The organism is Candidatus Rhodobacter oscarellae (genome assembly GCF_001078595.1).
Taxonomy (GTDB): Bacteria; Pseudomonadota; Alphaproteobacteria; order Rhodobacterales; family Rhodobacteraceae; genus Rhodobacter_B; species Rhodobacter_B oscarellae.
The window spans coordinates 2578192-2601261 of sequence record NZ_LFTY01000002.1 but is presented as its reverse complement, the minus strand read 5'-3'; the positions used below and the strand labels follow the sequence as shown (position 1 = coordinate 2601261).

The following is a 23070-nucleotide window of genomic DNA, read 5'->3' as shown; positions in this document are numbered from 1 at the left end:
GCGGGGCGTGCAACGGCGCTCACCCGCATCCGAGCAGGCAGAGGCCCCATGCGTCAAGCGTTTTAGCGCATGGCGTGGGCGCGCAGAGCCTCGGGGCCGAGCGCCATGAACTCGGCGTATCCCATGCGCAGCGGCGGCAGGTCGGGCAGGCCAAAGAGCCTGCGGCGCCAGGTCTCCAGCAGCACCGGGGCGAAGTCAAAGCTCTGGGACAAGATGCGCGCGCGCTGCTCGGCCAGAAAGCCGGGCGTGACCCGCCGCCAGTCCTGGACGATCACCACGGGCAGGTCCGCGAACAGGCGGTTGATCGGCAGGTCGGGGATCACCGGGATCGCGCCCAGAAGGATCCCCTCCCAGGTGCGGTGGCAGTCCATGCCGCGCCCGCGCGGGCTGATGGTAAAGGCAAACGCGGCGTTGCGCTGCCAGGTGGCCAGGCGCGGTTGCCGTGCGGGCTGGTACTCGGTGGCCTCGGGCGGGAGCTGCTTGATCACCTCCGCCCGGTCGCCGTTGCCCAGCACGAAATGCCAGTTGGAATAGGCCCGGGGATCGCGCCGCTCCAGCGCCGCCGCCCGTTCGCGCACCCGGTGCAGCTCGGCCTCCTGCGCCAGCGGCGAGGCCTGCGGGCCCCATTCTGGGCGGCGGTTGCGGCCAATGGTGTGGTAGTCGAGGCCCAGCGGCATCGGTGCCAGCTTGGGATGGTCGTGCCCGCAATTCTGCGCGTGCCAGCGGATCAGATGTGGGTGCTCCAGGATGCGGCGCATCCGGCGCGGGCCAAGCGCGTCCGGGCTGACATCCAGCACCGCGTCGCCCGAGACCAGCACGAAGGGCTTGCGGATCAGCGGTAAGCTCCAGCGCGCGAAATGCGCCAGGGCGGGGGCGTGGACATAGATGCGCCCGCCGGGCCGGTGAGCGCGCAGCGCCCAGGGGCTCCAGCGCTCTGCCACGTCATTCGGCCCCGGCTGGCGCGTCTCGCAGAGCTTCATCAGCCCCTTGGAGCCCACAAAGAGGCAGCGCGTCTCGTCTTGCTCAGGCGGGTAGGGCGGTTGGGGCTGGCTGCGGCGGAAAGGCATCTTCGTATCAGCGGCCCCGTTATCTCGGGTCGGTTTGGAGCGGGCGGCGGGAATCGAACCCGCGTCATTAGCTTGGAAGGCTAAGGTCTTACCACTACACAACGCCCGCAATCCGAGGCTGTGGTTAGGGCATGGGGCCTGGAGGGTCAAGGCGACGTGACGCGAAAGCTGGCGCCTGGGCGCGGGTTTGCGGGCGGTTACGCGGCGGGATGGGCTCTGCGCCGGGCCAGCCGGGCGCGGTCGCGTGGAATCGCATCCGGCCCCGCGGCGCAATTGGAGGGGTATTCAGTTGACGCGTCAACTTGATTCGCGCGACACTTCCTTAACCAATGAGCCGGAACCCGCCGCAATGAGCCGGCCGAACATATTGCTGATCTCAGCCGACCAGCACCGGGCGGACTGCATGGGGTTCGCGGGCCGGAGGGTGAAGACGCCGCATCTGGATCAGCTGCCGGCGGAGGGCACGCATTTCGCCAACTGCATCACGCCCAATGTGGTCTGCCAGCCGGCGCGGGCCTCAATCCTGACCGGGCAGCTCTGCCGTACGCATGCTGTGCATGACAACGGGATCGACCTGGATCCTGCGATTGGCGAGAAGGGCTTCGCGGGGGCTTTGGCGGCGGCGGGCTATGACACCGGCTATTTTGGCAAGGCGCATTTCTCGACCTACCACACGTTCCGGCCGACCGGCGCGCCGGAATGCCTGCGGTCCAGCGCCTGCTACCCTGACGACTGGAGCGGGCCCTATATGGGCTTTGACCATGTCGAGCTGATGCTGGTGGGGCATAACTGGTGGGCGCCCGAGCAGCCCCCCCGGCGGGCAGCATTACGAGCGCTGGTTCCACGCCGACGGGCAGGGCGCGGCCAAGGTCGCGGCGATGTGGCAGAACGCCGCCGACACGCATGGCTCGGCGCGCGCGGCGGCGATCCCTTTTGCGCCTGGGTCAGCTTTCCCGACCCGCATCACCCGTTCGACTGCCCCGAGCCCTGGTCGCGCCTGCACCCGCCCGACGCGGTCGACCTGCCCCAGCACCGCACCCGCAGCTTCGAGGGCCGCCCCTGGTGGCACAAAGAGGTGCTCAGCGCCGAACCCGCGGGCTCCAAGGAATGCGCCGACATCCGCAAGGCCTATAGCCGCATCCCGCCGCAAAGCGACCAGCAGCTGCGCGAGATCATCGCCAACACCTACGGGCAGATCGCGTGCCCCTGCGCCCGCGCATGCTGGGGGATGAGATCGGGGCGGGCGAGAGCGCCTATACGCACTACGACCGCGCGGTGGTGGCGCGCGCGCAGGGCTGGCTGGCCGCGCGCGGCGCGGCGCGCGATGAACGACCCTGGTGCCTCTATGTGGGGCTTGTGGCGCCGCTTTCCCGCTGGTCTGCCCCGAGCCGTTCTGCTCGCGCTACCGCGGGATGGACCTGCCCGAGCTCAAGCTTCTGCCGGGCGACGGGTATCGCCGCCACCGCTGGGTGGACAAGCAGAACGCCATGGCCGACAGCGAGGCGCGCTTTCGGGACGCCGAGGAGCGGCGCGACGCCATCGCCGCCTATTGGGGGCTTTGCACGTGGCTGGATCACAATATCGGCCAGATCCTGGCGGCGCTTAAGGCGTCGGGCCTGGAGGCGGACGTGATCTATGGCTCGGACCACGGCGATAACGCGGGCGCGGTCTCGGGCGCCTTCATGCTGCGCAGCGGGTGCTGGAAATACATCGAGTATATGGGATTCGCGCCGGAGCTTGTCGACCTTGCGGCGGACCCCGAGGAGGTGGAGGGCTGCGCCGCCAATCGACCGGACGTGGTGGCGCAGTTGGGCGCGCGGCGGCGCAAGCACCTGGACCCAGGGGCAGTCGATGCGAGGGCGTTTGCCGACCAGGACGCGCTGATCGCGCGCTTCGGCGGGCGAGAGAAAGCGCTGCAACTTGGCGCGCGCGGGGCGACGCCGCCGCCTGGCCCAGAGGGATAGCTTGCCAAGGGTCCGGCGCCGGGGCGCCAACCCGCCCGCGTTCTTGAGCCGCCGCGAAGATGCGCGCGGCTCAAGCGGGGCCCATACCCGCGGCTAGGACGCCGACGGCTGTAAAATACCCGGTCCTGGCGTTACGGCGTTAGCGGAATATTAGGCCGACTCGCCGGATAATAAGGGTGGGAGGATGGGGGTTTGACCGGATTTGGAACGCAACCCTCCCGCCGCCCTGGCAGCATGCCCGGCACCGGGTTGAGAAATCGTTAAAGCGTTCGGACTTCGCTCAAAGCCATCACGTTTAGGGCAGCTGCGCGCTTTTTTGGGCGCGAGCACCGCCGCGCCATGGGCCGCAAACGGACCACCGTCGAGGGCCATCATCCAGGGCCAGCGGCGGCGCGTGGGAACGCCTGGCCAGAGCAATGACACCCATCATGCCGCCCCGATTGCGGTTAGGCAAACCGACCATGCGCGGCGGTCTGCTTGGTGGGGTTACACTTGAACCTAACGCAGCGGTCTCGCTATATGCGTTCGATTACTCAAACATACGAGGCGACGTGGCTCAAAGCCCAAAACCGGGATCGACGATCACCATGCGCGACGTGGCGCGCGTCGCGGGTGTGTCCAGAATGACCGTGTCGCGGGCGCTGCGCAAAGACAGCCCGGTGTCGCGCGAGACGTGTGAGAAGATCCTCAAGGTCGTGCGCGACATGAACTATGTGCCCGACCAAATGGCGGGCAGTCTGACGACGAAGCGCTCGGGCTTTGTGGCGATGCTGGTGCCGTCGCTCAATAACCTGCATTTTGCCGAGACCGTGCAGTCGCTGACCGAGGGGCTGGAGGGCATCGGGCGGCAGATCCTGCTGGGGCACACGGACTATTCCGCGGCGCGCGAAGAGAAGCTGGTCGAGGATATGCTGCGGCGGCGGCCCGAGGCGATCGTGCTGTCTTACGATGGGCATTCGGACCGGACCGTGACGCTGCTGAGCGAAGCGAACGTGCCGGTGATCGAGCTTTGGGAGCGGCCAGAGGACCCAATTGGGCACACGATTGGCTTCTCTAACCGGGTGGCCGCGCGCGACATGACGACCGCGCTGATCGAGCAGGGCTATCGCAGCATCGCCTTCATGGGCGAGGAAAAGGACGACTGGACCCGGGGCGCGGCGCGGCGCACGGGGTTTGTTGCGGCGATGGACGCGGCGGGGCTTTCGGCGCATCGCGTCTTTCAAGTTGGCAAGCCGCCATTGTCCATCGAAGAGGGCGCGACCGCCACGCCCGCGCTCTTGCAGCGCTACCCGGACACCGATTGCATCTTTTGCGTCTCTGATGCTCCGGCCTTTGGCGCCCTATCCGCCTTGACGGGGCAGGGGCTTTCGGTCCCCCGGGATATGGGGGTTGCGGGGTTCGGGAATTTCGAGGTGTCTCGGTTCTCTTCGCCCGCTATTTCTACCGTCGTTGTGGACCCAAAAGGGATCGGGCGGGCGACGGCGCGCCTGATCGGAGACCTCTTGGAGGGGCATGCCCCCACCGATATCCAGCGGCAAATCGACATCCAGGCCATCCCAGAGATGCGCGCCAGCACGCGGCGTCGCTAGCGGCTTCTTGCCGGATGGGTGGATTCTTTCTCCTTGTGTTACCGGTCACAATGTGGAATTGTGACCGGTAACACAAGCTTTGGCCTTGGGGGGAGGCACCGACAGCATGCCGGCAATCCAACTCGAAAAACTGGTCAAACGGTACGGCAATGTGGAGGTGCTCCACGGGATCGACCTTCAGATGGCCGATCACGAGTTCACCGTCCTTGTGGGCCCCTCCGGCTGCGGCAAATCCACGACCCTGCGGATGATCGCGGGGCTCGAGGACGTCTCGGACGGCGAGATCTATATCGACGGCAAGCCGGTGAAGCATCTGGAGCCCAAGGCCCGCGACCTGGCGATGGTGTTCCAGGACTACGCGCTCTACCCGCATATGAACGTGGCCAAGAACATCTCGTTCGCGCTGCGGCTACAGCGCCGCCCCAAGGCCGAGATCGACGCCAAGGTGCGCGATGTCGCCGAGATGGTCGGGCTCACGGAGTTCCTGCATCGCAAGCCGGGGGAGCTGTCCGGCGGACAGCGCCAGCGCGTCGCAATGGCCCGCGCGCTGGCCAAGGACAGCGCGCTGTTTCTCTTCGACGAGCCGCTCTCGAACCTCGACGCCAAGCTGCGCGGCCAGATGCGCGCCGAGCTGGCGCTGATGTCCCAGCGCGTGCAAAAGAACATGATCTACGTCACCCATGACCAGATCGAGGCGATGACGCTGGCCGACCGCATCGTGGTCATGCATGGCGGCTATATCCAGCAGCAGGGCACGCCCGAGGAGCTGTTCAAGCGCCCGGCGAACAAGTTCGTCGCCGGGTTCCTGGGCACGCCGCCGATGAACTTCTTGGACTGCGAGGTCGTGGACGAGGGCGGCGCGATGCACGCGGTGGGCAAGGGCTTTCGGCTGCGCCTGCCCGCCGACAAGGCCGCCGCGATTAACGCGCATAGCGGCCGCGACGTGACGCTGGGCATTCGCCCGTCGGATCTGACCTTTGACGCGGACGCCGCCAGGGACAGCGCGCTGAACCTGCGCACGGTGGTCAGCGAGTATATCGGCGCGCAGTCGGTGCTCTTGTGCGAATGCGGCGGCGCCAAGGTCATGGTCGAGATCAATTCAGAGAAACCGGTCGCGCTGGGCTCAGAGCTGCGCTTTGCGGTGAACCCCACCGGCATTCACCTATTCGATCGCCAGACAGAGGCGGTGATCTAACGGAATAAGACTTTAACTGCATAGGGAGGAAGACATGCTGAAATTTCTAGGGACTACCGTGGCGGGCGCGACCCTCGCGCTGATGGCCGGGCGCGCGCTGGCGAACCCTTACGCCGAGTATGAGGGGACCACGCTGATCGTGAACTTCCCCGCGCACCCGCATTACAACGCAGTGATGAAGATCCTGCCGGAGTTCACCAAGGAGACCGGCATCGAGGTCGAGGTCGACCAGCTGCCCTATCTGAAGATGCGCGAGCGCCAGACGCTGGAGCTTGCCCAGGAGGAGGGCGAGTATGACCTGATCGCCTATGTGGTCTTCTCCAAGGCGGATTATGTCTATGCCGACCAGCTGGAGAACCTGGCGAAATACGTCATGAACCCCAAGCTGAGCGATCCCAATTATGACGCCGACGACCTGATCGACGGCTATGTCTACAATATCGGCTTCGCGGGCGGCACCAAGGGCTACCTAGAGGGCAAGACCGGCTCGCTCTTTGGGATCCCCTATGGCTCCGAGACGTCGATCCTGGGCTACCGCAAGGACATCTTTGAAAAGCACGGGCTGGAGGTGCCCGAGACCTATGACGAGATGCTGGAGCTGGCCTGCAAGATCCCCGAGCTAGAGCCCGGCATGGGCGGCGTCGCCTCGCGCGCGGCCTCCGGCCACCATGCGTCGCACGCCTATCTGCTGCACCTGGCCCCGCTGGGCGGCCGCATCTTTGACGACAGCTGGAACCCGACGATGAACAGCGCCGAAGGCGTCGCCGCGGCGGAGGCCCTCAAGAAGATCGTGGATTGCGGCCCCGAGGGCGCCAAGAACTTTGGCTTCGGCGAGGCGCTGGGCGCGTTCCTGAACGGCGACACGGCGATGTTTTTGGACACCACCGTGGTGGCGGGCCAGATCGACGACCCGTCGCGTAGCCAGGTCGTGGGCAAGGTCGGCTGGGCGCTGCACCCGATGGGCGCGCGCCGCGGCTCGCAGACCGGCGGCTTCGGCATCGGCATCCCGGCGAACGCGCTGAACAAGGACGCCGCGTTCCTGCTGATGCAGTGGCTGACCTCCAAGAGGGGCGACAAGCTTGTGGCCCTGGCCGGTGGCAACCCGTCGCGGTTCTCGACCCATGCGGACCCGGATGTGAACGCCAAGTTCCCGCATATGGCCACCTTCGGCGAGGCGCTCAAGCACGCCGATCCTGACTGGCGCCCGATCATCCCCGTCTGGGGCAAGATCAACGCCGATCTGGGCACCACGCTCAGCAAGGTGCTGACCGAGGACCTGGACATCCAGGAGGCCCTGGACGGCGTGGCCGAGCGCACCAAGGCGGTGATGACCGAGGCCGGATATTACACCTGGCAGTAGGTCTTCTCCCGACGGCGGGGCGCGCGCGTTAAGCGGCGCGCGCCTCGCCCATCTTTTGATCGCATGATGGGGTGGAACCCCATCCTACACATCCCATCCCTGGACGCGCCCGATGAAAACCGCCAATCGCCTCACACCCTATATGTTCATGGCCCCCGCGGCCCTGATCATGGCGATCGCGCTGCTCTACCCGCTGGGCTACATGGTCTGGGGCTCGTTCCGCGACTGGAACCCCAGCCAGACCATCGGCGAGGCCGAGTTCGTCGGGCTGAAGAACTACATCACCCTCTGGGGGGACCCGAATTTCCGCGAGAGCCTGGGCGTGACCCTGCGCTTTGCCTTCTTCGTGGTGACCTTCGAGATGGTGATCGGCGTCGGCCTGGCGCTTTTGCTGGACCGCAACATCCGCGGCATGTCGGTCCTGCGCACGCTGTTCATCCTGCCGATGATGATCGCGCCGGTCGTGGTGGGCCTGATGTGGCGCTATATGTACCACCCCACCGTGGGCACGTTTAACCGCACGCTGGATGGGTTGGGGCTGGGCAAGATCGACTGGCTTGGCCAGCACGCGCTGACCTCGGTGATCATCGCCGATATCTGGCAGTGGACGCCGTTTATCTTCATCCTGGCGCTGGCGGCGCTGCAGTCGCTGCCGCGCTCCGCACTAGAGGCCGCGCGCATCGACGGCGCCACCGCCTGGCAGCAGGTCTGGCACATTAAGCTGCCCCTGATGATGCCGGTGCTGATCGTCACCGGGCTGCTGCGCCTGATCGACGCCTTCAAGGTGCTCGAGGTGATCCTGGTGATGACCGAGGGCGGGCCTGGCCTGTCGACCGAGATCCTCGCCCTGCGCATCTCGCGCACCGCCACCGAGTTCCGCGAGCTTGGCGTGGCCGCCGCGATGTCCAACTACCTCCTGATCCTGCTTCTGGGGCTGACGCTGGCGATGTTCGCCTTCACCCGCTGGCAGGAGGCCCGCGCCCGCAGGGTCCGCGCCGCGGCGGAGGAAGACCTATGAGCCAGTCCCACCAAAAGCAGAACCCGGCCTTCTACGCGGTGATCGCCTGCCTGGTGTTTATGGCGGTCGGGCCGGTGGCGCTGATGTTCATCAACAGCTTCAAGCTGGATGTGGACATCATCTCGGGCACCGGCGGGCTGCTGTTCCTGCCGACGATCCAGAACTACGAGACGGCCCTGTGCGACGTGCTGTGGTACGAGCTGGACCACCTGGATTTCTGCTCGCTGAAATTCGGCGGGGCCTTCATCAACTCGCTGATCATCGCGCTGATCTCGACGGCGCTGACGCTGGTGATCGGCTGCATGGGGGCCTACGCGCTGGTGCGGTTCCGGTTCATGGGGCGCGACACGGTCTCGCTGACGACGCTGATGGTGCGCATGGTGCCGCCGGCGGTGTTGCTGGTGCCGGTGTTCGGGCTCTGGAACAACGAGTTCTGCCTGGACAAGGACGGGCTGCTCGGCGGGCTGATCCGCGACGCGTTCGGCGGGCGCGGGGATGTGTGCCTGGCGGGCACGCATTCCGGGATCATCCTGATCTATGTGGCGATGAACCTGCCCTTCGTGATCTGGATCCTGCAATCCTTCATCGTGCAGGTCCCGCGCTCGCTCGAGGAGGCGGCGCGGGTGGACGGCGCGGGGCCCTTCCAGGTGTTCTTTTTGGTGGTGCTGCCCCTGATTAAGCCCGGCCTGGCCGCGGCGGCGATCTTTACCTTCCGCATCGCCTGGAACGAGTACCTTCTGGCCTCGGCGCTCTCCGACCGCAACACCAAGACGGTGCCGATCCTGATCGTGAACAACATGTCAGAGTTCAACGTCGAGTGGGGCGTGATCATGGCCACGGGCATGCTGCTGGCGATCCCGCCGATCATCTTCACCCTGCTGGCCAGCCGCCAGATCATCACGGGCATGACCGCGGGTGCGGTCAAGGGCTGATGGAGTGGCTCCTGGCCCCCATCGACCCCACGCGCGCGCATGAGGTCGGCTTCGCGATCTCCTGGCACGGGCGGGCGATGGTGCTGGCCTGGGGCGGGCTGGCGCCGCTGGCGGTGCTCGCGGCGCGGTTCTTTAAGGTGCTGCCGGGGCAGGACTGGCCGCGCGAGCTGGACAGCCAGGCCTGGTGGCGCGCCCATTGGATCGGGCAGTCGCTGGTGCTGGGGCTGACGGTCTTTGCCTTGGCGCTGGTCTTGCCGCAGCGCTCGGGGGCGGCGGGCGCGCATGGCTGGCTGGGCTATGCGGTGCTGGTCTGCCTGGCCGCACAGGTCCTGCTGGGGGTCTTGCGCGGCTCCAAGGGCGGGCCGACCGCGCCCGCGCCGGATGGCAGCCCGCGCGGGGACCACTTTGACATGACGCGCTGGCGGCTGATCTTCGAGCACGCGCATAAGTCGCTGGGCTACCTGACGCTGGTGCTGGCCGCGGTGGCGATCCTCTACGGGATGTGGGCGGCCAACGCCCCGCGCTGGATGTGGATCGGGCTGCTGCTTTGGTGGGTTTTGCTCCTGGCGCTCTCTGCTATCCTGCAGCGGCGCGGTTGGGCGGTGGACACCTACCAGGCGATCTGGGGCGACGACCCATCCCTGCCGGGCAACCGCCGCAAGATCGGCTGGGGCATGCGGCGCCCAAACGAAAGCAAAGAAGGGGACGGCAATGTTCGGAGTGATCGAGGGAACGGGGTTTGAGGTCATTGATCCCAGCTTCGAGGCCTGCCTGATCGGGCATGCGCGGGTGGAGCGGCTCTGGACCGGCGCGCGCTGGGCCGAGGGCCCGGCTTGGTTCCCCGCCGGGCGCTACCTGATCTGGTCCGACATCCCCAACAACCGCATGCTGCGCTGGGACGAGACGGACGGCTCGGTGTCGACCTTCCGGCAGCCGTCGATGAACTCCAACGGCAACACCGTGGACAATCAGGGCCGGCTCGTGACCTGCGAGCACCTGGCCCGCCGCGTCACCCGCACCGAGCATGACGGCTCCATCACCGTGATCGCCGACAGCTTTGGCGGCAAGCGGCTGAACTCGCCCAATGATGTGGTGGTCTCGGCGGATGGGGCGATCTGGTTCACCGACCCCAGCTATGGGATTTTGGCGGATTACGAGGGCGCGATGTCCGACCAAGAGCAGGAGGGCTGCTATGTCTACCGCGTCTCGCCCGAGGGCGAGATCAGCATCGCCGCGGATGATTATGTAAAGCCCAACGGGCTCGCCTTCTCGCCCGACGAGCAGTCTCTCTATATCGCGGACACGGGCGCCAGCCACGACCCGGAGGGGCCCAAGCACATCCGCCGCCACCGGGTGGAGGGCGGCAAGCTCAGCGGCGGCGAGGTCTTGGCCGATTGCACCAGCGGGCTTTTTGACGGGTTCCGGCTGGACCGGGACGGGCGGATCTGGACCTCGGCGGCGGATGGGGTGCATTGCATCGCGCCGGACGGGACGCTGATCGGCAAGATACTGATCCCGGAATTGGTGGCCAATGTCTGCTTCGGCGGGCCGGTTGGGAACCGGTTGTTCATCTGCGGGACGACGTCGCTTTATTCGGCCTATTTGGCGGTGAACGGTGCGCGGTGATTGGCCTGCGATGATCGACCCTCATGGCGCGCCTTGCGCGCCGCGCGCTCTGGACATGAAATCGCAAGCGTTCATTAAAAATTCAGCGAATCGCCTAAAGATAAAGGGCGGTAGGGAGGGGGTAAACTTCGCGCGGCGCGTTTACTTTCTGTTCATCTAATCACAGCGAAAGGCGCGCTATGTTTGTCATAGAAAGCAAGGTTTTAACCCATCAGGCCGTGTTGGCGATGCTGGCCGCAGCGGTGGCCAAAGCCGATCAGATCGGCCAGCCGCAATGCGTGGTGATCGTTGATGCAAGCGGCGAGAGCTTGGGCGAAATCCGCATGACCGGCGCGAAATATCTCAGCCGTAAATCGGCGCGCGCCAAGGCGCGCACGGCCGCCTCTATCGGGGCGCCCTCCTCGGCGATCCCAGAGCCGGTGCGCCCCCTCATCGCCGCCGCGACCGAGGGCGATGTCACGGGGCTCGGCGGCGGGTTGCCCATCCGCATGGGCGGCGTCCTTGTCGGCGGCATTGGCGTGGGCTCTGGCACCCCAGAGCAGGATGTCGCCGTCGCCCAAGCCGCTTTGGCCGCAATCGGCGCCGATGGCGGCGCGTGAACACGGGCACCCTACCGCGCGCATTGTTAACCATGGCGTTTTAGGCCACCGTGCCCGACAGAAGTCCGACGTTTTGCCGACAAAAGTCCGACCCGGGATTTGTCAGGAAAATAAGGGTTAGCCGCGTGATTCGCCCCCCGCAGCGCGCACCCCGCGTTAGGAACCGCTTAACCTTTGGCGCCTGAGCTACCCAAATGCGATCTGCGCCTTGATCGTCTGAGACCGGTCCGAGGCCAAATCGAAAGCCGTCACAGCCTCCTCCAAAGGCAAGCTGTGGGTGATCAGCGGCGCCACGTCCAGCCGTCCCGCGCGCATCATCTCAACCGCGGTGAAGAACTCGGCATGGAAGCGGAAGGACCCGCGCAGTTCCAGTTCTTTGGCGGTCATGGCCTGCACCGGCAGGGTCATATCGCCCCCCAGTCCAAGCTGCATTATCACCCCGCCGGGGCGCATGGCAGGTATCGCGGCGCGCAGCGCCGCCGCCACGCCCGAGCATTCAAAGAGCACATCAAAATGGCCCTTGTCCGCGGCGTAAGGCCTTAAGGTGTCAGGGTTTTCTGCGACATTCAGCGCCGCATCGGCGCCAATCTTGCGCGCCATCTGCAAGGTGAAAGGCGCGATATCCGTGCAGGCGATTTCCATCGCCCCCGCCGCCCGCGCCACCAGGATCGCCAGCATCCCGATCGGCCCGCAGCCGGTGACCAGCACCCGCTTGCCCATCAAATCGCCCGCCCGTTTCGCGGCGTGCAGCACCACGGCCAGCGGCTCGGCCATGGCGGCCTCTCCCGCGCTCAGCCCGGTGGCATCGGCGCATTGCGCCGCATCCGCCACCAGATACTCACGAAAGGCGCCCTGGATATGCGGGAAGGGCATCGCCGAGCCATAAAACCGCATATTCAGGCAGTGGTTCTGCTGCCCCGCCTGGCAGAACTTGCAGGCGCCGCAGGGCCGCGAGGGCGACACGGCCACCAGCTGCCCAACCTCTAAGCCATTGACCTCGCTTCCAAAAGCCTCCACATGCCCGGCCACCTCATGGCCTAGGATCATCGGCTCGCGCAGGCGCACATCGCCAAATCCGCCGTGGTTGTAGTAATGCAGGTCCGACCCGCAAATCCCCCCCGCGGCCATGCGGATCAGCACCTCGCCGGGCCCTGGCGTCGGCGTCTCGCGCTCCTCGATGCGCAGGTCCTTGGCGGCATGCGCCACAATCGCTTTCATTTCAATTCCTTACAGCACAGGGGCCAGCAGAGGCGCACCCGCGAAATGGGCAGCCAGGTTGTCGCGCACCAGCTTGCCCATGGCCTTGCGAGTCTCGACGGTGCCCTAGGCATGATGCGGCTGCAAAAGCACGTTGTCGAGGTCCAGAAAGGCCCGGGCGTCACCGGCCTCGAAGTAGCGGCGCATGTCAAAGGCGTCGTCCAGCGGCGCATGATCCCAATCCGGGTAGGGGCCGACCTGCAGGACAACGGGTTTCGACATGCCGCGACTCCTTACTTGATACTCACTGGGCTTGACATTCATTGGTACCGGTAACATGGTATCCGTAACATTTTGCCGCCGTCAAGGGGCGACACCAGCGAAAAGGAACGCAGCATGGCGACCGGACAGGACCTCTTCTCACTCGCGGGGCGGCGCGCGCTGATCACCGGCTCGTCCCAGGGCATCGGCTTTGCGCTGGCCAAAGGCCTGATGGAGGCGGGCGCCACGGTGGTGCTGAACGGGCGCAATAGGGACAAGCTGGCGCAGGCCGCCGACGCGCTGGGCGCGACAGAGACGCTGGCCTTTGATGCCACGGACCACGCGGGCGTGCGCGCCGCCGTGGACGCGTTCGAGGCCGAGACCGGCGCGATCGACATCCTCATCAACAACGCCGGGATGCAGTTCCGCTCGGAACTCGAAGAGTTCCCCGCCGCCCAGTTCGAGGCGCTGTTGCAGACCAATATCGCCAGCGTATTCCATGTGGGCCAGGCCTGCGCGCGGCATATGATCGGGCGCGGCGCGGGCAAGATCATCAACATCGCCAGCGTGCAGACGGCGCTCGCCCGGCCCTCGATCGCGCCCTACACGGCCACGAAGGGCGCGGTGGGGAACCTGACAAAGGGCATGGCTACCGACTGGGCCAAGCACGGGCTGCAATGCAACGCCATCGCGCCGGGCTATTTCGACACGCCTTTGAACGCGGCGCTGGTCGCCGACGCCGATTTCAGCGCCTGGCTGGAAAAGCGCACCCCGGCGGGGCGCTGGGGCCAGGTCGAAGAGCTGGTGGGTGCGGCGGTGTTCCTGTCGTCGCAAGCGTCGAGCTTTGTGAACGGCCACACGCTCTATGTGGATGGCGGGATCACGGCCTCGCTGTGATGCAGCGCTTTGTGATCATGGGCGTGGCGGGCTGCGGCAAGACCTCGGTGGGGCAGGGGCTGGCGGCGCGCGGGCTTGTGCGGTTTGTCGATGGCGACGACCTGCACCCGGCGGAGAATATCGCGAAGATGTCCTCCGGTATTCCGCTGAGTGATGAGGATCGCGCGCCCTGGCTGGCGCGCGTTGGGCAGGCCCTGGCCGCCGCGGATGGCGCGATGGCGATTGGCTGCTCGGCGCTGAAGCGCAAGTACCGCGATCAGATCCGCGCCGAGGCGGGCGCCGTTGGTTTCGTGCATCTGCACGCGCCGCAAGCGGTGATTGCCACGCGCATGGACGCGCGCGAGGGGCATTTCATGCCGCCCGCGCTGCTCGACAGCCAGTTCCGCGACCTAGAGATGCTGGCGCAGGATGAGGCCGGGATCGTGGTCGATATCGACCAGGACCTGGCCGGGGTGATCGCGGAAGCCGCGGGATTCATTGAAAGGAATGCGGGATGAGTGAGAAGATTGCCTTGATCGGAGCGGGTGCCATGGGCGGCGCCATTGGGACGCGGCTCTTGGAGACCGGCAACAGCCTTGCGGTGTTCGATCTTGACGCCGAGAAGGTGGCCGAGCTGGTGGCAAAGGGCGCCACGGCGGCGGGGTCGGCGGCCGCGGCGGCCGCATCGGCGGATTTCGTGATCACCAGCCTGAACTCCGCCAAAATCGTCGGCATAGCGGCCTTCGGCGAGGGCGGGATCGTCGAGGGCGCAAGGCCTGGTACGGTGATCATCGACATGTCCTCGATCGACCCCGAGACCACGCGGGACTTTGCGTCCCGCGCCAAAGAGCGCGGGTTGGCCTGGGTGGACAGCCCCCTATCCGGCGGCGCGCCGAAGGCGCTTGTGGGCGAGCTGACCCTCATGGCCGGCGGCGAGGCGGCGGATGTCGAGAGGGCGCATCAGGCGCTACGGCATGTGGCGTCGAACTACACCCATATGGGCCCCTCCGGCGCGGGGCAGACCACCAAGCTTATCAACCAGGTGCTGTGCGGATTGGGCTTTCTGGCGGTGGCCGAGGCCACGCAGCTTGCGCTGGACGCGGGTGTGGATGCCGAGAAGATCCCGCAGGCCCTGAAGGGCGGGCGCGCTGACAGCGCGCTGCTGCAGGAATACCTGCCGCGTTTCGCCACCAAGGATTACCGCCGCACCGGGCGCATCGACAATATGGTCAAGGACCTCAACGCGGTGAATGACCTGGCGCGGTCGACGGGCACGTCTATGCCGATGACTGCGCTTTGTGGCGAGATCCACCGAATGCTGACGGCGGCGGGTCTGGGCGGCGAGGACCAGGCCGCGGTGATGGAGTTCTTCTCGGGCGTCCAGAACGGGGCGGCGGCGTGAACGTCGCGCGGGGCTGACGATGGCTGCGCCGGTGACCATGCGCGATGTGGCCGACGCGGCGGGGGTCTCGCCGATGACGGTCTCGCGGGCCTTGCGTGACGATGCCAGCGTCAAACCCGAAACGCGCCGCCGCATCCGCGAGACCGCCGACCGGCTGGGCTATGTCTACGCCTCGACCGCGCGGGCCTTCCGCTCGGGGCAGAGCGGGTTCGTGGCGGTCACGCTGCCGTCGATCAACAACGCCAACTTTGCCGAGACGCATTCCGGCCTGCTGGACGCGTTCAGCGAGACCGGATTGCAGGTGCTTTTGGGGATCACCGGGTACTCGGTCGCCGAGGAAGAGCGCTTGGTGCGCGAGCTGGTCAAGCGCCAGCCCGAGGCCATCGTGCTGACCGGTGGCCGCCACACCGCGGCCACGCAACAGCTGGTCTCGGCGCTGAGCATTCCGACGCTGGAGATTTGGGACCAGCCAGAGGCGCCGCTGGAGCATGTCGTGGGGTTCTCGAACGCCGCGGCAATGGGCGAGCTTGTGCGGCACCTGGCGGGGCAGGGCAGGCGGCGGATCGGCTTCCTGGGGGCCGAGGCGGGCAGCGACCTGCGCGGGGACGCGCGCCGGATGGGCGCCGTTCGCGCCGCGCAGGAGTTTGGCCTGCCGGAGATCCGCGAGATCAAGATCGGCCCCGCGCCGGTCTCGATGACGCAAAGCGCCGAGGCCGTGGCGCGGATGGGCGCGTCGCTTGACGCGCTTGACGCGCTGATCTGCGTCTCAGACCCGGTGGCCTACGGGGCGCTCAGCGCCTGCCAGCGACTGGGCGTCGCCGTGCCCGAGGCGCTGGCCGTCACCGGCTTTGGCGGCTTCGAGATCGCCGCGGTATCGCACCCGCGCCTCACCACAGTCAACGTGAACGCCTACGCGATCGGCGCGCAGGCCGGGCAGCTGATCCTGGAGGCGCTCCGCGGCGAGGCCCGCGAGGCGCGGCGGATTGATACGGGGTATAGGCTGGTGGCGGGTGAGACGTCGTGAGGCGACCGAAGCGGTCTTTTGACCTGGAGCGGGCGTTGGCACGTGGCAATTTTCTTGGAAGAAAATTGCGAAACTCTTGCAAGAGTTTCAGTGGCGCGACACGAGATGATCCGCCTAGGGCGATCTCTTGGCCGCTTGCGGACCCAACTTTCCTTGGAAGGAAAGTGCAAATCTCTTGCAAGAGATTTGGCCCGTCCCAACGCCTGCTCAAGGCCAAGCGAGACCGGAGCGCCGTACCCCCACCCTCCAGGTGCGTTCCCCTCTTAAGGCGCGATCTCCACATCCAAGGCCTGCGCCACCATGCGCTGAAAGGGATGCACCGCGTGCTCGGAGAGTTCTGTCAGCCCCTTATCGACGACGAACCGGGCTTGGTTATGGCCCAGCGACATGAGCCCGCGCCCGGCCATGATCAACAAAGCCGCAATCCAACGCATGGGGTCTTTCCCTCGGGCTGATCCAGGTCTATATAGCGCGTCAACTTCCCCGAAATCGCGGAACGGGCCCAGCCGGGCCACCGGATTTCCCCGGTCAGGGACGTATTTGTCAGCCACCCCTTTCGCCGCCCCGCGCGGCGGGGGCAGATGCAAGGAGACGTATGATGTCGAAACCGATTATGGCGAAGGCGACCGCCGTCTGGCTGGTGGACAACACGACGATCAGCTTCAAGCAGATCGCGGATTTCTGCGGCCTGCACGAGCTGGAGGTGCAGGGCATCGCCGATGGCGACGTGGCCACGGGCGTGAAGGGGTTCGACCCGATCGCCAACAACCAGCTGACCCAGGAAGACATCGACACCGCGCAGGCGAACCCGCTCTTCAAGCTGAAGCTGAAATTCTACGCTGCCGCCGTGGGCGAGGAGAAGCGCCGTGGGCCGCGCTACACGCCCCTGTCCAAGCGTCAGGATCGCCCCGCCTCCATCCTCTGGCTGGTGAAGTTCCATCCCGAGCTGACCGACGGCCAGATCTCCAAGCTGGTGGGGACCACCAAGCCCACCATCCAGGCGATCCGCGAGCGCACCCATTGGAACATCTCCAATATCCAGCCCATCGACCCGGTGGCGCTGGGCCTGTGCAAGCAGTCCGAGCTGGACGCCGCCGTGCAGAAGGCCGCCAAGAAGAAAGAGGCCGACGGCGAGGTCATGACCGATGACGAGCGCCGCAAGCTTGTCTCGACCGAGCAGAGCCTGGACATGGAGCCGGAGCCAAAGATCCCCGCCGCGATGTCGGGGCTGGAGACCTTCTCGCTGTCCGAGCCCGAAGGCGACCCGCGCGGCGATATGGATGACGAAGATGATCTGCCGGATGCCGACAGCTTCTTTAACCTGCCGTCGGGGGACGACCAGCCGGATATCGACGACGACTAAGGCCCGTTTGGACGCTGCCTGCGGCGTCACCGCTCGGTGACGCGTCTTGCATGGTCGACATTGTGGTTTTCGTTGTAATTTGCCTGGAGGGGACGTTGCGCATCAAGCGCACCGCCCTGACAACGCTTGCGGACACCAGCCGTAGTGGAACCAAGCAGTGCAACCGCCCGAGCTTGCCTCAGGCGCGGCAATTCGGCCATTCGCTCGAGTCGGTGGCGCTGAATGACCTCATTCCCCCAGCGGGCCGCTTTTGCGAAGCTGCAACTCATTGAAACGCTAGTGTTCTTAGAGATCGCTCGAAAATCAGTGCCGTTGCGCAGGCAACCTCCAGGGCGGCCATAAAGCTCCATTGACTCCACCTCCTTACCCTCAGCTCGTTCGCCTCGGGTGTCAGACTGCAGAACTTTGCTCCGCGACGGTCAGATCATCAAACCGATTCAGTGGACATGGAGGCTCCGGGATTTACATTTGGTCTAACGACTTCTTCGCTAAAAAGGGCTCCTTAACCCATTAATGAAACCACCTGGATGGCCCCTCAGCACTGTTTGCCGAGGGTGTGACGCAATTTTTCCGGTCGACAGCTAAACGACAGGAATCATTGTTAAGTTTCCGCGGGTAAGAGTGTTGGCGGATAGCCGACAAACAGTAACACAAATGTGAGCGAATGCAGAGTTTTGGTAACGGTTGCTTAAAAGTCCTTAAAAGGTTATAGATCCGTCGTGATTAGTAATTTTGTTAGGCGTTGGACCCTTCCTCGCTGTGTTTTGTCCCTCAATGGGCTGGGTGTTGGGTGGGTCTTGTGATCCGAATGTGTCCCCGGGAGAGACCGGTAGTCACATATTGAACTAGTGAAGGCTTGCAACGGAACTTACTCAAAAATGAATCGTACGATAAAAGACATGGCGGAGAACATCCGCTTCTTGTGTGAAATGACTGGAACAGTAAAAGAGACTGCAGAACGGGTTGGTATTCATCGGCAGCAACTTAGTAAGTACGTAAAAGGAGTGAACGCGCCATCTGTGATATCTCTTAAGAAGATATGCGATCATTTTTGTATTAGCGAAACCGAGATTTTCTTAGAACCTCCTGAATTTCAGAACACGTTTCGCTTGAAGCAGGAATACAACCAAGCTCCAATTGAGATATTAAAGGCGTATTCGGGCATAAGCTCTGCATCGGAAAGTGAAGCAGCGCGGCTTAACATGATGTGTGGGAAGTTTGTTTCTTACAAGCTCTTTGACCAGAATGACCTCACCGTATCCCGTTCTTTCCTAACGGTCACAAACAGGAACGGGCTGTTCTCGACCGTGCGATATGAGTGCAATGTTTCGTGCAACGCTGACGAAAAGTACTCGTACCTACAGCGCGTCTACGGAGTGTTGTATCTGGTGAGTGACCGTCTGTATTGGATTGAATCAAAACAACCGGAAAAACTCGCTGCGACGTTAACGTTCGGCACTTACTATCCCACATTTTACGGCAAAAAGTTGCTTTGGGGGAAATCCGTGAATGTTTGCCCATCAGCCCTGCGGCGCGTAAATACATCGAATAACTGTCTGAAGAAAATTGGGAATGGGCCAATTACACCTAGTGACCTTCGCCAATGTGGGCTTCTTGGGCCCGGCGACTTGGCGCTAGAGCAGGAGATTATCTCAACGCTTTCCGCCAAAGATTTTTAAGAATTAGACGTAGTTACTTCGCGGCCTTTGGACTGGTTCCGCCGTATTTTCAACAGCTTATTGCAACAGCCGATCGGGATCGGTTACCTCACTTCTTCGCCAAGAGACTAAGGCAAACGGTACGCTAGCGCATATCGAGGGCGTCCTGGTTCGCTACCTTGCTCACGATGCTCCTATCCTACTCAGGAGTTGGAGCCGCCCAAAAACCCAGAACGGTTCACAGTGACGACTTGAACGCATGTGAATCGCTTCTCCAAATCGACAAGCTCGCGTCGACTTGCTGCCAAGCATCGCATGCACGGAGCTGTCATTCCCACGGACGCGAAGCATGATGCGTTCTTATGCATTCATCCCGTCCGAATCATATGTCAGCAGCGCAATTCAACTGCCTCTGTGGTGCCGTTAGCCGGTGCCAAGGGGCCGTTTGCCGATTCGGAGCAAATAGCGCGGCAGTTCGCATGTTGTGAGCTAATCCGCGCTTAACTAAGACACATTCACGAATTGTGGCAAAATAAAGGCAACTTGTAGCTCCACCTGAGTCATTTGCGCTTCACCAAATACTCGAAAAGAGACAGGAGGCGAAACCAAATGGCTTCAAGCGCTGTCGACGAAAAAGTTTTTGAAATTGAAGTATTTAAATCAATACCGCAGTCTGTCGAAACAAGGAGCAGTGCGCAGCACTCGATTGAGAAAAGTGATCGGACATAGCCAAAAAAACCCGTAGGGGAGAAAAAATGACTGCGGAACAGAATTCACAGGATAATTTTGTTAACAACCTAAGATACCTGTGCAGCTTAAAGTCATCTATTGCTCAGGCTGCAAGGGATCTGGAGATCAACAGGCAGCAAATAAACAAATACTTAAACGGAACGAGTGCTCCATCGATTAGAACGCTTCGAAAGCTCTGTGACCATTTTTGTGTCGAAGAGAACGAGATGTTTTTGGCACCCGAAGAATTCCGGCAGATCTTTACGCTCAGAGACGAGTCAAAGAAGATCTCGCCCGATGTGTTGGACGCGTTCAATAAGCTTCAAGAGGCGAGTAAGAAAAACAGCGATCGCTTGAGCATGCTGGCGGGGAAATACTATTGTTACCGCCCCGCCGTGAAGGAGGCGAGGAAATACAGTCGCGCCGTTGTTTCAATCTACCAGAAGGACGGGCTGACGCATTTCGATCGGGTTGAGTATCTTTGCGATGTCGATGAGAAGTTCAAGACCTACTATTCTTGCAAATTCAACGGCTTAATGTTCCTGACAGCGGACAGGATATTCACATATGAAATGCGATCCAATGACTCTTTGAATGTGACCACGAGCCTGAGTATTTTCTACCTTTCGACACTCGGCAAGCGGTTGCGTTTGTACGGCGGTTACCTTGGCGTGGGCAACAAACATGAGCAGAGCATCAATCGCTCAAAGATCGTTCTGGAACGAATTGGTGAGGGAAGTATCCTGAAGAGCGACCTGGCCAAATGCGGGTACATTCGCGAGACGGAACAGGTAGCTTACGGTGATCCGGTGGACCATCTTTTTGAGAGTGTCGCTTGACCAAATGCTAACCGACGAGCTGAACCCACATGGCGGCTACCATCGTCTCTTGTGGTCGACAGCGCGTCGCACGGATCCCTTTGAGTTTAAGGGGTTGAGTAACGAGTGAATTGTTAGATTGGTGAAAGGCCGCTGAAATAAACGGCCTTTCACCGATTAGTAAGTTTCGTGAGTGTGGTGGGCACGTGCTAACTCCGTCAAAGCTACCCATCGGTCGTCAAGTTCGCGCCATTCAGCAGGGCATGAACTCTCGATTCAGCTGTTTGGCCGACGGCCATCCACGAGGCCGCTGCTCTGCCGATTTTCGTATCCGACCAGGTTTCAAAAACGATCTCGAATCCGGTGGTGGATACGTCTCTGGAAATCATCTTGTACCGCATATTCTCGGCGTGAGACGCATCGAGGCAGGTGAGGCTTAGAGGATGACCTGCGGGGGCCGTTCAAACGGCTGATCGAACGTCACCAATTTCTCGACACTGCGCGAGCCATGCCCAGTCCACATGTAGTCATCAGGGTTGATGTGCTCGAAAATTGTCTCATGGCCAAGAGCGATGCGAATTTCGTCCGCGCGGGCGCGGATCGTCTTTTGGCCTTCGGTCGGCATCTTGATATGTTGAATTGTCTCAGGCAGCATCTCGGCGCCCTCCCGATGGGCCGCTTTTTGGTTTGATTTGATCGTGCTTTTGCCCTTGGCGCCAAATACCGCCAAGTATCTTGAAGGCGAACTTACCCCGCAGCCACTCTCGGCATGACCCGAAGCATCTGACAAGCCAGGACGTTCTGGACGGCGGGGCGGTAATCCGATCGGCGAACATGCCGCAGATCAGGTTTTCTTGCTCCAAAGGGGGCGGTCTGGTCGTTTTGGGCGGTCCATCCAAGACCACGCGCCGTATTTCGATGCCTGAGCGCTCGTATCGATATTCGCCAAAGTCCAAAACTTTCTCTGGCTTATGCGTGGTGTATTTGTCTGTCGCACCCATTATTTCTTTCCATGGTAGTTGAACCACCTAACGCGTTCAGCAATTCAATCGCCCCCAGGGTGATATTGTAACTTGTTGATATTTTTGGCGCAGTTTCTCTTGTATTCGCGGACATCTGCCATACGCACATATCTGGCTTACCTATTGGCGTTCTTATATGCGCGGCGCCTCTTCGTTTGTGTGGTGCGGCGCGAATGCGTGCGAAGTTAAAGCTAGTGTCGCTGTGTGGCGTCTCCGCTGACGCGGTAAGGATGATTGCAATTGCTTCTGGTCCTACGATTTTGTTCAGAACCGCACGGCTGATGGACGGGTCTATCGGACGCTGAATAACCCGCCATGTGTGCCATTGGTTCGAGCACAATGGCGCGTGATGTATGCACTAGAGCGTTTCGACATTAGTTTGAGACATATCCAGCGGCCTTGAAGTAGTTCGAGCATTCTTCCGGATCGTACAGGTCACAGATTTCACCGATGGCTTTGAAGACGGATGTGAACGAGCGTGCTCCGATCCGTCGGAGATGGGCCTTGAGCTTCGAGAAAGCTTGTTCAATCGGGTTGAGGTCTGGGGAGTGTGGCGGCAGGTACAGAAACCAGCAGCCATGCGCCTTTAGCGCGGCTGCTGCTTCCTTGTTGCGATGCGTGGCCAGGTTGTCGAGAATCACCACCGTGCCGGGTGTGATTTCGGGCACCAGCACTTCGCGGATGTAGGCGGCAAAAGCAGGACCGTCCATTGCGCCTTTGATGACCCAGGGTGCGATCAGCGCATCATAGCTCAGACCGGCAATCAGTGTCTGCGTCCCCCAACTGCCGAAGGGCGCGTCCATGGTCAGGCGCTCGCCGCGTGACGCCCAGCCCCGTAGCCGCGTGAGGTTCGTCTTCACGGCGGTTTCGTCAATGAAGACAACACGATCCGGTGAGGCCCCGACGGCCGGAATGCGATGAGCAAACCAATCAGCCCGCCGTCGCCTTACCTTGGCATGGCGGCGCTCGGAGGCCACCAACGACTTTTTTTGTGCGTGAAGCCGAGGCGCTTGAGCAACCCCGCAATGGCGGAATGATGGACCGCAACCCCTTCCGCATCAGCGAGTGCATCACGCAGTTCGAATAACGTGATGTCCGGGTCCTGCGTCACCAACTCCCTAAAGAACTCTATATGGTCGGCCAGCTTGCCCGATCCCGCAGGACGTCCCATCAGTGCAACAGTGGCAGCCCCGGTACTCCGGATTCGACCGGCCCATCGAGCGCCAGTGGCGGCAGAAACCTGAAGGCGGCGTGAGGCTTCTCTCCCGGACAGTCCTTCCCTGATCAAACGCGCAAAGCGGTCGCGCAGTTCTGTCGACAATGGTGCTGGCATGATGTGATCCTCCCTATCAAGGTGAATCACAGTTCAA

25 protein-coding genes, 1 tRNA gene and 1 pseudogene are annotated in these 23070 nt (G+C 62.9%); 17 read left to right on the top strand and 10 right to left on the bottom strand.

From position 1 onward, the window contains the following. Positions 1 to 62: 62 nt before the first annotated feature. Both AIOL_RS25560 and AIOL_RS17185 read right to left on the bottom strand, forming a co-directional pair. Positions 63 to 1067, bottom strand: coding sequence for a hypothetical protein (locus tag AIOL_RS25560; protein WP_049644114.1), 1005 nt, complete (start codon positions 1065 to 1067; stop codon positions 63 to 65). A 35-nt stretch (positions 1068 to 1102) separates the two neighbouring features. Continuing rightward, positions 1103 to 1176, bottom strand: a tRNA-Gly gene (locus tag AIOL_RS17185). Positions 1177 to 1416: 240 nt separating this feature from the next. On the opposite strand from AIOL_RS17185, the pseudogene AIOL_RS26345 reads away from it, so the two are divergent. Further along, a pseudogene (locus tag AIOL_RS26345) lies at positions 1417 to 2001 on the top strand (sulfatase-like hydrolase/transferase); the annotation flags it as partial. Here AIOL_RS26345 and AIOL_RS25990 read toward each other — a convergent pair. Continuing rightward, a complete protein-coding gene (locus AIOL_RS25990) occupies positions 1894 to 2136 on the bottom strand; it encodes a hypothetical protein (protein WP_235439066.1) in 243 nt (80 codons plus the stop codon). The pseudogene AIOL_RS26345 and the gene AIOL_RS25990 sit on opposite strands and share 108 nt — an antisense overlap. A 268-nt stretch (positions 2137 to 2404) precedes the next feature. On the opposite strand from AIOL_RS25990, the gene AIOL_RS25175 reads away from it, so the two are divergent. The 9 genes from AIOL_RS25175 to AIOL_RS17135 all read left to right on the top strand — a co-directional run bounded on the left by AIOL_RS25175 (position 2405) and on the right by AIOL_RS17135 (position 11350). Beyond that, positions 2405 to 3031, top strand: a complete 627-nt coding sequence (locus tag AIOL_RS25175; RefSeq protein WP_235439064.1) for a sulfatase-like hydrolase/transferase — start codon at positions 2405 to 2407, stop codon at positions 3029 to 3031. Positions 3032 to 3582: 551 nt separating this feature from the next. Further along, complete coding sequence (locus tag AIOL_RS17170) at positions 3583 to 4620, top strand: LacI family DNA-binding transcriptional regulator (protein WP_235439061.1); 1038 nt, start codon at positions 3583 to 3585, stop codon at positions 4618 to 4620. 106 nt (positions 4621 to 4726) lie between these two features. Beyond that, positions 4727 to 5815: an ABC transporter ATP-binding protein gene (locus tag AIOL_RS17165; RefSeq protein ID WP_049644110.1), complete on the top strand. Its 1089-nt coding sequence runs from the start codon at positions 4727 to 4729 to the stop codon at positions 5813 to 5815. Between the two features lie 34 nt (positions 5816 to 5849). Further along, complete coding sequence (locus AIOL_RS17160; protein ID WP_049644109.1) at positions 5850 to 7175, top strand: extracellular solute-binding protein; 1326 nt, start codon at positions 5850 to 5852, stop codon at positions 7173 to 7175. Positions 7176 to 7287: 112 nt separating this feature from the next. After that, positions 7288 to 8193, top strand: coding sequence for a carbohydrate ABC transporter permease (locus AIOL_RS17155; RefSeq protein ID WP_049644108.1), 906 nt, complete (start codon positions 7288 to 7290; stop codon positions 8191 to 8193). After that, on the top strand, positions 8190 to 9125 hold the full coding sequence (locus tag AIOL_RS17150; RefSeq protein WP_049644107.1) for a carbohydrate ABC transporter permease: 936 nt from the start codon (positions 8190 to 8192) through the stop codon (positions 9123 to 9125). Before AIOL_RS17155 ends, AIOL_RS17150 begins: the two co-directional genes overlap by 4 nt. After that, entirely contained in the window at positions 9125 to 9868 is a 744-nt protein-coding gene (locus tag AIOL_RS17145) for a cytochrome b561 domain-containing protein (RefSeq protein WP_049644106.1), read from the top strand. Before AIOL_RS17150 ends, AIOL_RS17145 begins: the two co-directional genes overlap by 1 nt. Next, positions 9837 to 10751 (top strand): SMP-30/gluconolactonase/LRE family protein, encoded by a 915-nt coding sequence (locus tag AIOL_RS17140; protein ID WP_049644105.1) that lies wholly within the window; start codon positions 9837 to 9839, stop codon positions 10749 to 10751. The genes AIOL_RS17145 and AIOL_RS17140 overlap by 32 nt, the downstream gene beginning before the upstream one ends. A 179-nt stretch (positions 10752 to 10930) precedes the next feature. Continuing rightward, positions 10931 to 11350, top strand: coding sequence for a GlcG/HbpS family heme-binding protein (locus tag AIOL_RS17135; RefSeq protein WP_049644104.1), 420 nt, complete (start codon positions 10931 to 10933; stop codon positions 11348 to 11350). Positions 11351 to 11536: 186 nt separating this feature from the next. On the opposite strand, the gene AIOL_RS17130 is transcribed toward AIOL_RS17135, so the two are convergent. Together AIOL_RS17130 and AIOL_RS26420 are read right to left on the bottom strand one after the other, a co-directional pair. Continuing rightward, on the bottom strand, positions 11537 to 12568 hold the full coding sequence (locus AIOL_RS17130) for an L-idonate 5-dehydrogenase (RefSeq protein ID WP_049644103.1): 1032 nt from the start codon (positions 12566 to 12568) through the stop codon (positions 11537 to 11539). Between the two features lie 105 nt (positions 12569 to 12673). Then, positions 12674 to 12829, bottom strand: a complete 156-nt coding sequence (locus AIOL_RS26420; protein ID WP_394298927.1) for a hypothetical protein — start codon at positions 12827 to 12829, stop codon at positions 12674 to 12676. A gap of 114 nt (positions 12830 to 12943) precedes the next feature. On the opposite strand from AIOL_RS26420, the gene AIOL_RS17125 reads away from it, so the two are divergent. From AIOL_RS17125 to AIOL_RS17110, 4 genes are read left to right on the top strand one after another with little or no spacing between them, the layout of a single operon-like run. After that, positions 12944 to 13705 carry an SDR family oxidoreductase gene (locus AIOL_RS17125; protein WP_049644102.1) on the top strand — a complete coding sequence of 254 codons (762 nt, stop codon included), beginning with the start codon at positions 12944 to 12946 and terminating at the stop codon, positions 13703 to 13705. Further along, on the top strand, positions 13705 to 14202 hold the full coding sequence (locus tag AIOL_RS17120; RefSeq protein WP_049644101.1) for a gluconokinase: 498 nt from the start codon (positions 13705 to 13707) through the stop codon (positions 14200 to 14202). The genes AIOL_RS17125 and AIOL_RS17120 overlap by 1 nt, the downstream gene beginning before the upstream one ends. Continuing rightward, positions 14199 to 15086 carry an NAD(P)-dependent oxidoreductase gene (locus AIOL_RS17115; protein ID WP_049644100.1) on the top strand — a complete coding sequence of 296 codons (888 nt, stop codon included), beginning with the start codon at positions 14199 to 14201 and terminating at the stop codon, positions 15084 to 15086. The genes AIOL_RS17120 and AIOL_RS17115 overlap by 4 nt, the downstream gene beginning before the upstream one ends. A gap of 19 nt (positions 15087 to 15105) precedes the next feature. Continuing rightward, positions 15106 to 16110, top strand: coding sequence for a substrate-binding domain-containing protein (locus AIOL_RS17110; protein WP_049644099.1), 1005 nt, complete (start codon positions 15106 to 15108; stop codon positions 16108 to 16110). Positions 16111 to 16373: 263 nt separating this feature from the next. Here the strand turns inward: AIOL_RS17110 and AIOL_RS25555 are convergent, their stop codons facing one another. Further along, positions 16374 to 16544: a hypothetical protein gene (locus tag AIOL_RS25555; protein WP_160314508.1), complete on the bottom strand. Its 171-nt coding sequence runs from the start codon at positions 16542 to 16544 to the stop codon at positions 16374 to 16376. Between the two features lie 164 nt (positions 16545 to 16708). Between AIOL_RS25555 and AIOL_RS17105 the strand changes: the two genes are divergently transcribed. Further along, complete coding sequence (locus AIOL_RS17105) at positions 16709 to 17473, top strand: DUF1013 domain-containing protein (protein WP_049645510.1); 765 nt, start codon at positions 16709 to 16711, stop codon at positions 17471 to 17473. A gap of 26 nt (positions 17474 to 17499) precedes the next feature. Here AIOL_RS17105 and AIOL_RS25165 read toward each other — a convergent pair whose 3' ends face one another. After that, positions 17500 to 17823: a hypothetical protein gene (locus AIOL_RS25165; protein WP_152912569.1), complete on the bottom strand. Its 324-nt coding sequence runs from the start codon at positions 17821 to 17823 to the stop codon at positions 17500 to 17502. A 549-nt stretch (positions 17824 to 18372) separates the two neighbouring features. On the opposite strand from AIOL_RS25165, the gene AIOL_RS24550 reads away from it, so the two are divergent. Further along, positions 18373 to 19152 carry a helix-turn-helix domain-containing protein gene (locus AIOL_RS24550; protein ID WP_160314507.1) on the top strand — a complete coding sequence of 260 codons (780 nt, stop codon included), beginning with the start codon at positions 18373 to 18375 and terminating at the stop codon, positions 19150 to 19152. A 734-nt stretch (positions 19153 to 19886) separates the two neighbouring features. Beyond that, entirely contained in the window at positions 19887 to 20699 is an 813-nt protein-coding gene (locus AIOL_RS17100) for a helix-turn-helix transcriptional regulator (protein ID WP_082152649.1), read from the top strand. 203 nt (positions 20700 to 20902) lie between these two features. Here the strand turns inward: AIOL_RS17100 and AIOL_RS26340 are convergent, their stop codons facing one another. From AIOL_RS26340 to AIOL_RS24540, 3 genes are all read right to left on the bottom strand, one after another. After that, positions 20903 to 21067: an H-type lectin domain-containing protein gene (locus AIOL_RS26340; protein ID WP_369094744.1), complete on the bottom strand. Its 165-nt coding sequence runs from the start codon at positions 21065 to 21067 to the stop codon at positions 20903 to 20905. A gap of 47 nt (positions 21068 to 21114) precedes the next feature. Further along, entirely contained in the window at positions 21115 to 21408 is a 294-nt protein-coding gene (locus tag AIOL_RS17095) for a hypothetical protein (protein ID WP_049644097.1), read from the bottom strand. Between the two features lie 666 nt (positions 21409 to 22074). Continuing rightward, positions 22075 to 23033 (bottom strand): IS630 family transposase gene (locus tag AIOL_RS24540; protein ID WP_152912289.1). Its coding sequence is split into 2 segments (ribosomal slippage): positions 22075 to 22689 and positions 22692 to 23033, totalling 957 coding nucleotides; the frame shifts between segments, so codons are not numbered across the junction. Positions 23034 to 23070 lie beyond the last annotated feature (37 nt).

Bases quoted from the DNA above. Each gene is read 5' to 3' on its own strand.
- AIOL_RS25560 (WP_049644114.1), bottom strand. From the start codon at position 1,067: ATGCCTTTCCGCCGCAGCCAGCCCCAACCGCCCTACCCGCCTGAGCAA.
- AIOL_RS17165 (WP_049644110.1), top strand. From the start codon at position 4,727: ATGCCGGCAATCCAACTCGAAAAACTGGTCAAACGGTACGGCAATGTG.
- AIOL_RS17160 (WP_049644109.1), top strand. From the start codon at position 5,850: ATGCTGAAATTTCTAGGGACTACCGTGGCGGGCGCGACCCTCGCGCTG.
- AIOL_RS17155 (WP_049644108.1), top strand. From the start codon at position 7,288: ATGAAAACCGCCAATCGCCTCACACCCTATATGTTCATGGCCCCCGCG.
- AIOL_RS17150 (WP_049644107.1), top strand. From the start codon at position 8,190: ATGAGCCAGTCCCACCAAAAGCAGAACCCGGCCTTCTACGCGGTGATC.
- AIOL_RS17145 (WP_049644106.1), top strand. From the start codon at position 9,125: ATGGAGTGGCTCCTGGCCCCCATCGACCCCACGCGCGCGCATGAGGTC.
- AIOL_RS17140 (WP_049644105.1), top strand. From the start codon at position 9,837: ATGTTCGGAGTGATCGAGGGAACGGGGTTTGAGGTCATTGATCCCAGC.
- AIOL_RS17135 (WP_049644104.1), top strand. From the start codon at position 10,931: ATGTTTGTCATAGAAAGCAAGGTTTTAACCCATCAGGCCGTGTTGGCG.
- AIOL_RS17130 (WP_049644103.1), bottom strand. From the start codon at position 12,568: ATGAAAGCGATTGTGGCGCATGCCGCCAAGGACCTGCGCATCGAGGAG.
- AIOL_RS26420 (WP_394298927.1), bottom strand. From the start codon at position 12,829: ATGTCGAAACCCGTTGTCCTGCAGGTCGGCCCCTACCCGGATTGGGAT.
- AIOL_RS17125 (WP_049644102.1), top strand. From the start codon at position 12,944: ATGGCGACCGGACAGGACCTCTTCTCACTCGCGGGGCGGCGCGCGCTG.
- AIOL_RS17120 (WP_049644101.1), top strand. From the start codon at position 13,705: ATGCAGCGCTTTGTGATCATGGGCGTGGCGGGCTGCGGCAAGACCTCG.
- AIOL_RS17115 (WP_049644100.1), top strand. From the start codon at position 14,199: ATGAGTGAGAAGATTGCCTTGATCGGAGCGGGTGCCATGGGCGGCGCC.
- AIOL_RS17110 (WP_049644099.1), top strand. From the start codon at position 15,106: ATGGCTGCGCCGGTGACCATGCGCGATGTGGCCGACGCGGCGGGGGTC.
- AIOL_RS25555 (WP_160314508.1), bottom strand. From the start codon at position 16,544: ATGCGTTGGATTGCGGCTTTGTTGATCATGGCCGGGCGCGGGCTCATG.
- AIOL_RS17105 (WP_049645510.1), top strand. From the start codon at position 16,709: ATGTCGAAACCGATTATGGCGAAGGCGACCGCCGTCTGGCTGGTGGAC.
- AIOL_RS25165 (WP_152912569.1), bottom strand. From the start codon at position 17,823: ATGGAGCTTTATGGCCGCCCTGGAGGTTGCCTGCGCAACGGCACTGAT.
- AIOL_RS24550 (WP_160314507.1), top strand. From the start codon at position 18,373: ATGGCGGAGAACATCCGCTTCTTGTGTGAAATGACTGGAACAGTAAAA.
- AIOL_RS17100 (WP_082152649.1), top strand. From the start codon at position 19,887: ATGACTGCGGAACAGAATTCACAGGATAATTTTGTTAACAACCTAAGA.
- AIOL_RS26340 (WP_369094744.1), bottom strand. From the start codon at position 21,067: ATGATTTCCAGAGACGTATCCACCACCGGATTCGAGATCGTTTTTGAA.